11 protein-coding genes and 1 pseudogene are annotated in these 11,304 nt (G+C 64.3%); 5 read left to right on the forward strand and 7 right to left on the reverse strand.

From position 1 onward, the window contains the following. The 3 genes and pseudogenes from AC629_RS09620 to AC629_RS09630 form a co-directional block, all read right to left on the reverse strand. Window positions 1–180: pseudogene (locus tag AC629_RS09620) on the reverse strand (acyl-CoA dehydrogenase family protein); the annotation flags it as partial. 15 nt (window positions 181–195) lie between these two features. Next, on the reverse strand, window positions 196–1,344 hold the full coding sequence (locus tag AC629_RS09625) for an acyl-CoA dehydrogenase family protein (protein WP_084804563.1): 1,149 nt from the start codon (window positions 1,342–1,344) through the stop codon (window positions 196–198). A 5-nt stretch (window positions 1,345–1,349) separates the two neighbouring features. Beyond that, complete coding sequence (locus tag AC629_RS09630) at window positions 1,350–2,204, reverse strand: enoyl-CoA hydratase (RefSeq protein ID WP_084804564.1); 855 nt, start codon at window positions 2,202–2,204, stop codon at window positions 1,350–1,352. Window positions 2,205–2,369: 165 nt separating this feature from the next. Between AC629_RS09630 and AC629_RS09635 the strand changes: the two genes are divergently transcribed. From AC629_RS09635 to AC629_RS09645, 3 genes are all read left to right on the forward strand, one after another. Further along, window positions 2,370–2,978, forward strand: a complete 609-nt coding sequence (locus AC629_RS09635; RefSeq protein ID WP_084804565.1) for a LemA family protein — start codon at window positions 2,370–2,372, stop codon at window positions 2,976–2,978. Window positions 2,979–3,115: 137 nt separating this feature from the next. After that, window positions 3,116–4,042, forward strand: a complete 927-nt coding sequence (locus AC629_RS09640) for a TPM domain-containing protein (RefSeq protein WP_084804566.1) — start codon at window positions 3,116–3,118, stop codon at window positions 4,040–4,042. Between the two features lie 2 nt (window positions 4,043–4,044). Continuing rightward, window positions 4,045–4,542, forward strand: coding sequence for a TPM domain-containing protein (locus AC629_RS09645; RefSeq protein ID WP_084804567.1), 498 nt, complete (start codon window positions 4,045–4,047; stop codon window positions 4,540–4,542). A gap of 174 nt (window positions 4,543–4,716) precedes the next feature. Here AC629_RS09645 and AC629_RS09650 read toward each other — a convergent pair whose 3' ends face one another. Together AC629_RS09650 and AC629_RS09655 are read right to left on the reverse strand one after the other, a co-directional pair. Then, window positions 4,717–5,529 (reverse strand): MBL fold metallo-hydrolase, encoded by an 813-nt coding sequence (locus AC629_RS09650; protein ID WP_084804568.1) that lies wholly within the window; start codon window positions 5,527–5,529, stop codon window positions 4,717–4,719. Next, window positions 5,526–5,897: a Crp/Fnr family transcriptional regulator gene (locus AC629_RS09655; RefSeq protein WP_084804569.1), complete on the reverse strand. Its 372-nt coding sequence runs from the start codon at window positions 5,895–5,897 to the stop codon at window positions 5,526–5,528. The genes AC629_RS09650 and AC629_RS09655 overlap by 4 nt, the downstream gene beginning before the upstream one ends. Before the next feature lie 289 nt (window positions 5,898–6,186). On the opposite strand from AC629_RS09655, the gene AC629_RS09660 reads away from it, so the two are divergent. Together AC629_RS09660 and AC629_RS09665 are read left to right on the forward strand one after the other, a co-directional pair. Further along, entirely contained in the window at window positions 6,187–7,209 is a 1,023-nt protein-coding gene (locus AC629_RS09660) for a hypothetical protein (RefSeq protein ID WP_084804570.1), read from the forward strand. A 93-nt stretch (window positions 7,210–7,302) separates the two neighbouring features. Further along, a complete protein-coding gene (locus AC629_RS09665; RefSeq protein ID WP_084804571.1) occupies window positions 7,303–8,853 on the forward strand; it encodes a hypothetical protein in 1,551 nt (516 codons plus the stop codon). 6 nt (window positions 8,854–8,859) lie between these two features. Here the strand turns inward: AC629_RS09665 and AC629_RS09670 are convergent, their stop codons facing one another. Next, window positions 8,860–9,507, reverse strand: coding sequence for a glutathione S-transferase family protein (locus AC629_RS09670; RefSeq protein ID WP_084804572.1), 648 nt, complete (start codon window positions 9,505–9,507; stop codon window positions 8,860–8,862). Between the two features lie 288 nt (window positions 9,508–9,795). Then, window positions 9,796–11,001 (reverse strand): CaiB/BaiF CoA transferase family protein, encoded by a 1,206-nt coding sequence (locus AC629_RS09675; protein WP_084804573.1) that lies wholly within the window; start codon window positions 10,999–11,001, stop codon window positions 9,796–9,798. Window positions 11,002–11,304: the final 303 nt, after the last annotated feature.

Genomic DNA, 11,304 nt, shown 5'->3' on the forward strand with positions numbered 1-11,304 from the left:
CGGCGCGCCCCAGCCCTGCCGGTGCAACGCGCGTTGCCAGGCCATGCCGATGTCAGGATCGGAGAACACCGATGGCGTCAGCGCCGTCGCGCGCTTCATCTCCTCGGTCAGGTTTTTTGCAATGAAGCCGCGCACCTCGTCCTGGAAGGCGCGCTCCTCGGCATTGAACGACAGGTCCATGATGCGCTCCTCTTGTCAGGCCGGCACGGCGTTGCGGCCAAGCTCGGCATGGCGGCTATAGTGGTGCGCGCTGCCGCCGAACAGCGTGTCGAAGGCGACCAGCCGCTTGAAATAGGCGCCGACCTCGAGCTCCTCGGTGACGCCCATGCCGCCATGAAGCTGGATCGACTGCTCGCCGATAAAGCGCGCGCATTTACCGATCTTCGCCTTGGCGCCGGAGGCGGCCCGTGCCCGCTCGACCGGCGGGCTATCAGCCTTCAGCGCGGCGCGCAGCGCCATCGAGCGGGCCTCGTCGACCTGCATCGCCATGTCGGCAAGGCGATGGCGGATCACCTGGTTGGCGGAGAGCGGCCGGCCGAACTGTTTGCGAATCTTGGTGTACTCCAGCGTCGTCTCGAGGAGGGTCTGCATGATGCCGACGGCCTCCGCGCCGAGCGCGGCCATGGCGCGGTCGACGGCCCATTCGATCGCGGGCAGCGCATCTTTGCCGCCGCCGAGCAGGGCGTCTTCAGCCAGATGCACGTCGGATAGTTCGATGTTGCAGGCGCGCCCGCCGCCGAGGCGCGGATAGTCGGAGAGCACCAGGCCCGGCGCCGTCGCCGGCGCCAGGAACAGGCCGATCCGTCCCGATGGCCCCTGATGATCATGAATGTGCGCGGAGACGATGATTTCGTCGGCGGCATGGCCGTCGAGCACGGCGATCTTGCTGCCGGCTAGGCGCCAGCCTTGCGCCGTTTTGTTGGCGACTGTTGCGACCTTGGCGAGATCGAACCGCGCTGCGCGCTCGGAGTGCGCGAAGGCGAGTTTCAATGATCCGTCCGCGATCTTGGGCAGGCTCACCTGCTTTTGCTCCGCGCTGCCGCATCTGTCGATCAGCGCAGCCCCGAGCACGACCGTTGCGACATACGGCTCGGACACCAGCCCGCGGCCGAAAGCTTCCATGAGAATGCCGATTTCGACTGCGCCGCCGCCAAGCCCGCCAAAGTCCTCCGGGATGGGCAGCGCCAGCCAGCCGAGCTCGGCGAACTGCTTCCACACCGCCGGGCTGAAGCCGAGCGGATCGTTCGCCATCTTCCGGCGATGATCGGCATCGTAGCTTTCGGCTACAAACCGTTCCGCGCTCTCGCGCAGCAGCCGTTGCTCGTCACTGAGATTGAGGTCCATCGTATCTACTCCGCGGCCGCCGGCGGTTTGCGCACTGAGGGATGCAGGCCGGATGGGTCGACCACCATGCCGAACTCCTGAAGATTGTGGGCGTGACAGAGCTGATGCAGCGCAAAGGCCTGGTCGATCGCCGCGGGCTGGCCCATCACGTCGACCGAGCGGTTCACCGCCTCCTTGGTCAGCTTCAGCGCAAAGGACGGCTTTGCCGCGATCTTACGGGCCAGCGCCAGCACGGCGGATGACAGCTCCGCGCGCGGCACGACCTGGTTGACCATGCCGAGCTGGTGCGCCTCCTGTGCGCTCCATGCGTCGGCGGTGAACAGGAATTCCTTGGCCTTGCGTGGCCCAAGCTCCCAGGGGTGCACGAACCATTCGACGCCGCAGACGCCCATGGTGACGACGGGATCGCAGAACTGCGCATCGTCGCTCGCGATAATGAGGTCGCAGGCCCAGGCCAGCATCAGGCCGCCGGCGATGCATTTGCCGTGCACCTCGGCGATGACAGGCTTGGCGAGGTTGCGCCAGCGCCGCGTGATCTGGAGATAGATTTCCTGCTCGCGCGCGAACCGGCCGTGGGCATTGGGCTCGGCGAAACCGCCCCAATTTCCGATCGGGGGAAAATCGACGCCTGCGGCATTCTTGCCGCCCGGTCGCAGGTCATGGCCGGAGGAGAAGTGCGGACCGTTGCCGGCGAGGATGATCACCTTGACCGCATCGTCCTGCACGGCTGCATCGAAGGCGGCGTTGAGGTCGTAGGTCATTTGCAGGTTTTGCGCGTTGCGCGCATCGGGCCGGTTCATCACGATCCGGGTGATCGCGGGCTCCGGCCTCTCCACGAGGATGGTCTCGAACGAGGTCATCGCGTTTCCCTGGCCTTTCCGTTCTTGTTTTGCCTGAGTTGACTATGTCGGCCAGCGATAGGCAAGAGGCTTGCGTCAGTCGGCTGCTTTTCGCGCCACCAAGACGTCTGGCGCCTCACTCGCGCAATCTGATAGTTTGCGCCAGATTCCACGGGGAGAAATTTGATGCGCAAGATCCTGACCGTGCTGGCGGCGCTCGCCTCGCTGAGCCTGACCAATTGTGGCTACAACGCGATCCAGAGCGAGGACGAACAGATCAAGAGCAACTGGTCCGAGGTGGTGAACCAGTATCAGCGCCGCGCCGATCTCGTGCCCAATCTCGTGAACTCGGTGAAGGGCTTTGCGCAGCAGGAAAAGGACGTGCTGCTCGGGGTCACCAATGCGCGGGCCAAGGTCGGCAGCATCCAGGCGACCCCCGAAGTGCTGAATGACCCCGCCGCCTTCCAGAAATTCCAGGCCGCCCAGGGCGAGCTCTCCAGCGCGCTGTCGCGCCTCCTGGTCGTCACCGAGAATTATCCGCAGCTCAAGTCGGATGCCCTGTTCAAGGATTTGATGTCGCAACTCGAGGGCACCGAGAACCGCATCACGGTGGCGCGCAATCGGTATATCAAGTCGGTGCAGGACTATAACGTCACCATCCGCTCCTTTCCGAGCAACCTCACCGCGATGGCGTTCGGCTACAAGGAGAAGCCGAACTTCTCGGTCGACAACGAGAAGGAAATCTCGACCGCGCCGAAGGTCGATTTCAATCCGGCGCCGGCGCCGTCCAAGTAAGCGCGTGCTGTTTCGCGATGCGCTTAGCCCCACCCAGCGTCGTCATTCCCCGCGAAAGCGGGGAATCCAGTACGCCGCGGCTTCTCGGTTCAAGCACTACTGCCTCTGGAATACTGGATCGCCCGCCTCCGCGGGCGATGACAGCGAGATCGCTGCGGGCTTGTTGTGCATTGTCATCGAGCGGCGTCCTGCTGCTCGTACTCTTCCTCGCCCTTGCGTTCCCCGCCTCAGCCGACGTAGCCGTGCCGCAACTGACCGGCCGCGTGGTCGATCAGACCGGCACGCTCTCCAGCAGCGATATCGCCGCGCTGTCGCAAAAGCTGCGTGACTTCGAGGCGCGAAAGGGCAGCCAGGTCGCCGTCCTGATCGTGCCGACGACGGACCCGGAGACGATCGAGCAGTTCTCGATCCGCGTCGCGGAGGCCTGGAAGGTCGGCCGCAAGAAGGTCGACGACGGCGCGATCCTCGTCGTGGCCAAGAACGACCGGCATCTGCGTATCGAGGTCGGCTACGGCCTCGAAGGCGCGCTCACCGACGTCACCTCGCGGCGGATCATCGATGAGGTGATCACACCAAAATTCAGGACGGGCGATTTCAGCGGCGGCATCTCGGATGGTGTCGATCGCATGATCAGCGTCATCGACGGCGAGCCGTTGCCCGCGCCTGGGCGCAGCGTGAGCTACAACAATGATCTCGGCGACTTCGTGCCATTCCTGCCTTTTGGTCTGTTCGCCTCACTGTTCGTCGGCGGAATCCTGCGCACGATGCTGGGACGGTTGCTCGGTTCGCTTGCGACCGGAGGCGTGGTCGCGGCGCTGGCCTGGATGATCGTGGGTTCCTGGGGTATCGCGGTTGCCGTAGGTGCCGTCGGCTTTCTCCTTGCCTTCATCGCCGGTTTCTTTCCGTCGGCCCCGCCGGGCAGGCGCTATTCCCGTGGCGGCGGATGGTCGACCGGGTCCTCGTCGGGCGGCTGGAGCAGCGGTTCATCGAGCAGCAGCGACGGCGGCAGCTTCAGCGGCGGGGGCGGCAGTTTTGGCGGCGGTGGCGCCTCGGGGAGCTGGTAGACATGAGTATCGGGCGCATCGCCAGGCATCTCGTGCAGCACCATTGGTGGGTGAAGCGCATCTTCCCGCCTGATGTCCTCAACCGGATTGAGCAGGCGATCCGGCAGGGCGAGGCCACGCATTGCGGCCAGGTTCGTTTCGTCGTCGAAGGCGCGCTCGACGGCGCGCCCCTGTTCCGCAACCAGCAGGCGCGCTCTCGCGCGCTCGACGTGTTCTCGCATTTGCGGATCTGGGACACCGCGCACAACAACGGCGTCCTGATCTATCTCCTGCTCGCAGATCGCGACTTCGAGATCGTCGCCGACCGCGGCATCGACGCGCAGGTCGGGGCCGAGCGTTGGGAGCAGATCTGCCGCGCGATGGAGGCCGAGTTCAGGTCGGGCCAGTTCGAGCGCGGCGTGATCGGCGGCATCGAGGCGGTGTCACGGGAGCTCGCAAGGCATTTTCCGCCGAGCGGACCGCATCCGAACGAGCTGCCGGATAAGCCGGTGGTGATGTGACCCGGCTGATTGCCCAGCGTTCGCAATGACGTTGCGGGAGCCAGGAACTGCCATCTCTCACCCTCACTCTGAGGAGCCGCGAAGCGGCGTCTCGAAGGGCGAGGGGCACCAGCGCGGCCTTCATCCTTCGAGACGCGCGCAGGAGCGCGCTCCTCAGGATGAGGAGCTGTACTGTCAATCATCCAGCTTGTTCAGATCCCGCACCGACTGCATGATCGGCTCGAAGTTCGAGCGCGCATCCAGCGCGTCGAACAATTGCGCGGTGTCCTCCAGCAGTCCATGCGACCTCGCGATCGCGATGCGGACATCCTCCTGCGGCGTGTCGGACAAGCGACCATGGCCTGACAGCAGGATCTTCGAATCCAGTCCCTTCAGGCGTTCCAGCGACTGGATGTAGTCGGCGATGCTGCCGGAGCCGAACACGCCGCCCATCACGCCGCCGGGCATGAGTGTGTCGGCAGCGAACAACAGGCCCTTGTTCTGGTCGAACAGCGTGATGCAGGCCGAGGTGTGCCCTGGCGTGTACATCACGTTGAGACGGAAATTGCCAAGGTCGATCAGATTGCCTTCCTCGAGCCAGATGTCGATGTTGATCGGCACGTTCGGCTCGTTGAACATCTTTCGCAGCATCGAAAAATCGTCGCGCAGCATGATCTTGTTGGCGGCAAGCCGATGGGCCGCGACGAAGGTGCGGCGCTCATTGAAGTGCCAGGCGGCGCCGATATGGTCGAGATGCTCGTGGCTCAGCACCACCATGTCGATCTTTTCAGGCGGGCACCCGGCGAAGTTCAGGCATTCCACCATCGCCAGGTAGTTCGAGGACAGGCCGACATCGATCAGGATGGTCCGCGCCGAGCCGCGCACGAGGTAGGCATTCGCCGCGCGGTTGGAGAAGCGGATCTGATAGACGTCGTCCGCCGCCTGGATCAGCGAGCAGGTGTCGTTCTTCATCAGGACCGGGAAGGCCGTCGGCTTGCGATCGCTCATGATTGCGCTGCCCTGTAGGTGACCGCGTTGGAGGCGCGCAGGCGTTTCGAGAGCGCATCCATCACCATCAGCGCAAACGCCGGCTGCTGGCTGACGAGATAGACGAAGCGAGCGTGGTTGATCCTCATCACCTTCGTGTTCGGCGCCGAGGCGATCGCGGTTGCCGAGCGTGCCGAGCCGTCGATCACGGCCATCTCGCCGAAGAACTCGCCCTTGCCGAGCTTGATGATGGTGGCCCTGGTTGCGCCGCTGACTTTGGCGATCTCGACCTCGCCGTCGAGCACGACGAAGAGCTCGCGGCCGGTCGATCCCTCCTCGAAGATGACGTCATCGACACCAAACTCGTTGATGCATTTCTCGATCGTCATGACACCCCTAAAAGCCCTGCTGGAGCCCTTCTGACGGGACGCGCCATGTTAACCGGACGCCAATGTCCGGCAAGCAACCCCTTCGGCTAACGCACGCGGTCTGCTGCGGGGCAGCATCGGCTTACAATTTGTTTTGCGCCCGCCACATCGGTTCCACTTTCCCGGCCCAATTCGGCCCCGGAAGAGTTCCTAAAATTTTGGTAAGCGGGTCCAGAGTAAGGATTTCGCAAGCAATGAAAGTTACCAAAAGGTCAATCGAGACTGGAGTATTTGAGCTGTGAGTGAAGCAATGCCCGAACAGGCCGGCCAGGACACTGGCGCCGTCGACGCTGCCGCGATCGCGCCGCAGGCCGTCGAGGCTGCTGCCGGCATCGAGGCCCCTTCGATCGCCCCCGACCACGAGGCGCCGCCCAAGGCCGACCTTGTCAAGCCGGACCTGGTCAAGCCGGATGTGCCTGAGGTCGTGCCGCCCCGGATCGTCGTGCCGAAGCTCGATGCCAAGCCCGAGTTCGAAGCCAAGGTTGAACCAAAGGCAGAGACCAAGCCCGAGCCGAAGCCCGGCAAGCTCATCGTGATGGGGCTGTCGGATCGCTCCTGGGACCGCGAGGACTTTGCCCCGCATGTGAAGCCGGAGGAGCCGCGTGAGACCGGTGGCAAGCGACGCCTGTCGGCGATGGCCGCAGTGGTGGCGATTGCCGCTTGCGTCGGCGCGATCAGCGGCGCGCTCGCGACCGCCGGCATGATGCACTTTGCCGCCAGCCCGGCCCCGGTCCAGGTTGCCGACACCAGCGCGCTGGAATCCTCGGTCGCCCGGATCGATGCCGATGTGGTCGCGCTCAAGGCCAATGTCGAGCACACCTCGAAGACCGGCCTTAGCCAGTTCAACCGGGCCAACGACCGCCTCGACAAGCTGGAGAAGGCGCAGGCCGAGCCGATGGCCAAGCTGGCAAAGCTGTCCGAAACCGTCGACAAGCTCCGTGCCACGCCGCCCGCAGCCCCCGCACAGGCCGCGGCCGCCGCGCCGGCTAAGGAAACCACCGGCTCGATCACCCCGGGCCACGTTGCGACTGCCGCGCCGACCGCGGCTCCCGCGCCTGCTGCCCCCAAGGTCGAGATCGCCCGGCTGCCGACGATCGAAGGCTGGACGCTGCGCGACGTCGCCAATGGCGGCGCGCTGATCGAAGGCCGGACAGGCCTCTACGAGGTTTATGCCGGCGATCCCGTTCCCGGCGTCGGCCGCGTCGATGCGATCCGTCGCCAGGACGGCCGCTGGGTGGTCGTCACCAGCAAGGGCCTGATCGTCGCGCGTTGAGCGTTGAATATCCGACTTCCGAAGAGGCGCTTCACCGTGATGTGAAGCGCCTTTTTTCTTGAATAGGCGGACGGGCGCGGTGTTACTGGAGGCATGAGCCGCGCGTTGCGAATTCTCATTGCTGTCGTCGTGCTATGCGGCGTGCCCGTTTCGCTTTTCGCAGCGGAGAACGCGCCACTCACGCGCGGCACGGCGATCATCGATCCGGATCTCCTGCGCAAGCTCGACCAGCACGACGCGCTCACGATCTCGCGCCTGCTGTGGCCGGAGCGGAACGCGGACTTTCCGCTCACGACTGATCTGCTGTTCTCGCAGGTGCCGCAGCTCAAGGAAATTCCGCCGGCGATTGATGCGGAGTTCGATCGCTACATCGCAGGGCACAAGGCGGCGTCGCCGAGCGAAACCATCGGCGTCGGCGAAGGCTTTGACGTCCAGCTGTTCGATCGGGCCAATCTGAAATCGCCTGACACGCGCTTCGTGCTGGCCGGCATCGTGAACCGCATGGATCGCGCCTATGTATCGGAAGACGCCTGCGGCGAGATCCGCCTGATCTATCGGCTGACGCGTTTCGAGACCAAGCCGGATGGCGGCAAGTCGGTGACGCGCCTGCCGATGACGCTGAATCTGGTGATGAAGGCAAGGGATGCGCGCCAGACCGATGGGAACGGAAGGCCGGTCAGTTGCGCCGAGGTCGCTCGGCGCTGGCTCGACAATGGCGATTGGCAGGCGCTGATCGGTAGCCACTTCGACCCTTACGATGCGATGCTTGATCGCATCGAGACCAACATCCAGATCTCGATCGCGCCGAAATCGGCGCTCCACGATTTCCGCACCGACTACCTGCTCAAGGTGTTCAAGTACGATCCCGCCACGAAGCAGTTCGTGGAGTCGACACTGGAGAACCAGATCGACCGTGACCGGATCCTGGCAAACGACGCACTCCGGCGCGACTTCAAAGACTGGATGCTGGAACCCGATCATCTTCGCGAGTTCGACCGCGGGACGGTGCTGATCCCGGAACAGTTCCTGGCCAGGGCCGCGGTCGTGCCGACGCCTGCCGGCCTCGATGCCTCTGAGCTGCAGCCCGAATTCGGCATGATGCAAGGCGAGGGCAAGGAGACGAACAAGGCGGATCCCGTCTTCACCGACAATGATGTGGTCGGCGCGCTGAAGCAGGCGGCTGCGCGCGGCATCGATATGCAGAACATCCGCTCGGTCGCGGGCTTCCAGCGACGCCTCAATGACGTCACCTGTGCCGGCTGCCACCAGACTCGCGGCATCGGCGGCTTCCATTTCCCGGGCGTCGACTGGCTCGCGGACAAGCCATCCAATTCCACCATCGTGCCGGCTTCGCCGCATTTCTTCGGCGACCAGGTCCGCCGCCGTGACATTCTGGCCGCATTTGCCGCGGGCAAACGCCCCGATTTCTCACGCGGATTTGCCAGCCGGCCGCAGACCCGCGGCAGCCACGAACTGGCCGGTACCGAATATGAGGACGGCTGGGGCGCGCATTGTTCCCTGCAAAATGCGGGATCGGGAACGCCAGACAGGAGTTTTACGTCATGGAGCTGTGCCGAAGGCCTGGCCTGTCAGGCTGCCGCAGCCTCGAGCCGCATCGGCATGTGCTTCATCAAGACGCGCTAAACCGATTTACTTCGCGTAATTCGTCATCCGTTTTCCCGGCAGCAGCTCATACGCCGGCTTCCATCCAGGCAGAGCGGCCATGCGGCTGAGCCAGGCGTGGATGGCGGGATGGCTCGTCGCGAAATCGAAGCCATGCTCGTCGCTCGGATAGTGCAGATAAGCCATCATCGAGATATCGGCGACTGTCGGCTTGCTGCCAATCGCGAAGGCATTGTGCTGCAGATGTCCGTCGAGAATGCCGAGAAAGTCCTCGAGCCTCCGGCGAAAATGCTTCAGCACCTGCGGATCGTTGTTCTCAGTGAAGGCCCGCATGAAACGATAGGTCGCCATGTAGCCGGTGAGCTTGTGGTTGTCCCAGAACAGCCAGCGCAGCAGCTCGAATTTCTCGTCCGCTGTCTCACCGCCGAAGCGGCCGTATTGATCGGCGAGCTTCAGCAGGATCGGCGCGGTCTGCGTCATCTTCACGCCGTCGACTTCGAGCACGGGAATCTCGCCCATCTCGTTCACGGCCTTGCGCCATTCCGCCGTGCGCGTGACGCCGCCGCCAAAATCGGTCCAGACCGGCTCGAACGTCTCGCCGCAAAGCGTCAGCATCAGCGCCAGCTTGTAGCTGTTGCCGGATTCCGGGAAGTAGTGCAGGCGGTAGCTGGGCATGGGGGCCTCACGAGGCGGATGTTGGCGATGAAGCTACATCCTCTCGCGTCGTCATTGCGAGCGTAGCGAAGCAATCCAGCAATGCATCCGCGGTGAAGCGAGCTGCCCCCCGTCGTCCCGGACAAGCGCAGCGAAGCGGAGCGCAGATCCGGGACCCATAGCCACAGACCATTGTTTGGCGAATACTCGTGGTCGCCACTGCTTGCTACAACTTCTCCCTGTGGTTATGGATCCCGGGTTCGCGCTATGCGCGCCCCGGGATGACAGCGGAAGATGCGGCGCCGCCCCTTATCCCACCGCCCCCGACGACCGCAGCTGCTCGATCGCCTTCTCGTCGTATCCCGCCCCGCGCAAGATCTCGTCACTGTGCTCGCCGACGGCGGGCGGCTTGCGCGGCTGCACCTTCTTCGCGCCGTCGATCCAGATCGGGCTGGAGATGGTGAGCATGGTGTCGTTCTCGAACGGCACCAGCACCTCGTTGTCGAGCATCTGCTGGTCGTTCGGAATGTCGTCGAGAATGCCGACGATGCCGAACACGAGGCCATTGCCGTCGAGGATCTTGCGCCATTCGGCGAGGTCTTTGGTGGCGAAGGTCGCGTCAAAAATCTTGATCAGCTCCACCGAGCGGGCGTGGCGGTCGGGCTTGGTGGCGAAGCGCGGATCGGCGATGAGGCCTTCGAGGCCGAGGCATTTGGCAAGCGTCGGCCACTGCCGCTCCTCGTTGAGCAGCGACAGGATCAGCCAGCGTCCGTCCTTGCACTGGTAGTGATTGGCGACCGCATTCAACGCGCGCTCGCGCGGGCGCCGCTCGCTGAACTTGGCGCCGCAGAGCTTTGCCTGCGCCAGCACGCTGGCGGCCCACACCCCGTTCGCCATCAGGTTGGAGGCGACATGCGAGCCCTTGCCGGTCTTCTCGCGCTGATAGAGCGCGGTGACGATGGCGCCGTAGAACGCCATGGCGCAGGGATGATCGCCCATGCCGGCGACCGAGCGGGCCGGGGTCGTGTCGATGTCGGCGCGGACGAGGTCCATCAGGCCGGAACGCGCCCAATAGGCGTTGCTGTCGAAGCCGGGCTTGTTGGCTTCCTCGCCCTTCTCGCCATAGCCGGTGAAGGAGGCGTAGATCAGCCGGTCGTTGAGATGAGCGAGGTGGTCATAGGTGATGCCGAGCTTGGCCCGCACCGGCGGCGGCATGTTGGTGATGAAGACGTCGGCTTCCTCGACGAGCTTGTAGAGCACCGCCTGCGCCTCCGGCTTGGACAGGTCGAGCGCGATGCTCTTCTTGTTGCGGGCTTCCAGCAGCCAGGCGAAATTGTGCTCGCCGGTCGGATAGCCCGGCAGATTGGGCAGATTGCGGTAGGGATCGCCGGCGCCGGGCGGCTCGATCTTGATGACGTCGGCGCCGAAATCCGACAGCACGGTCGCGGCCGCGGGCGCAGCGATGAAGCTCGCGCAGTCCAGAACCTTGAGCCCTGCAAAAATGCCCTTTTCCATCGCGGCGTTGCTCCCTCGCGCTCTTGTTGTTTCCCGCGCGCTGGAATGTTTTGCACGGGCCCGTCATGGGAGCATTAGACCGATGTTTCGGCGGGATGCAACGGCGTCGGGCGCAGGGCATCGCTGCGGTGCTCAGGACGTCTCCGCTACGGACCTGAATTCCTCCTCCGTCACCCTGAGGTGGCCGCAAAGCGGCCCTCGAAGGGCGACGGCCCCACTGCATCCGGGCCGTTCATCCTTCGAGGCCTCCGCTGCGCTCCGGCACCTCGGGATGACGGAATCGGCATTATGCGTTGTTGCGGG

It is taken from the genome of Bradyrhizobium sp. NAS80.1, assembly GCF_001908205.1.
GTDB lineage: Bacteria > Pseudomonadota > Alphaproteobacteria > Rhizobiales > Xanthobacteraceae > Bradyrhizobium.

Excerpts from the sequence above, each read along its gene's own strand:
- AC629_RS09675 (WP_084804573.1), bottom strand. The coding sequence starts at position 11,001 with ATGGAAAAGGGCATTTTTGCAGGGCTCAAGGTTCTGGACTGCGCGAGC.
- AC629_RS09655 (WP_084804569.1), bottom strand. The coding sequence starts at position 5,897 with ATGACGATCGAGAAATGCATCAACGAGTTTGGTGTCGATGACGTCATC.
- AC629_RS09630 (WP_084804564.1), bottom strand. The coding sequence starts at position 2,204 with ATGACCTCGTTCGAGACCATCCTCGTGGAGAGGCCGGAGCCCGCGATC.
- AC629_RS09650 (WP_084804568.1), bottom strand. The coding sequence starts at position 5,529 with ATGAGCGATCGCAAGCCGACGGCCTTCCCGGTCCTGATGAAGAACGAC.
- AC629_RS09645 (WP_084804567.1), top strand. The coding sequence starts at position 4,045 with ATGAGTATCGGGCGCATCGCCAGGCATCTCGTGCAGCACCATTGGTGG.
- AC629_RS09635 (WP_084804565.1), top strand. The coding sequence starts at position 2,370 with ATGCGCAAGATCCTGACCGTGCTGGCGGCGCTCGCCTCGCTGAGCCTG.
- AC629_RS09665 (WP_084804571.1), top strand. The coding sequence starts at position 7,303 with ATGAGCCGCGCGTTGCGAATTCTCATTGCTGTCGTCGTGCTATGCGGC.
- AC629_RS09640 (WP_084804566.1), top strand. The coding sequence starts at position 3,116 with ATGACAGCGAGATCGCTGCGGGCTTGTTGTGCATTGTCATCGAGCGGC.
- AC629_RS09660 (WP_084804570.1), top strand. The coding sequence starts at position 6,187 with ATGCCCGAACAGGCCGGCCAGGACACTGGCGCCGTCGACGCTGCCGCG.
- AC629_RS09670 (WP_084804572.1), bottom strand. The coding sequence starts at position 9,507 with ATGCCCAGCTACCGCCTGCACTACTTCCCGGAATCCGGCAACAGCTAC.
- AC629_RS09625 (WP_084804563.1), bottom strand. The coding sequence starts at position 1,344 with ATGGACCTCAATCTCAGTGACGAGCAACGGCTGCTGCGCGAGAGCGCG.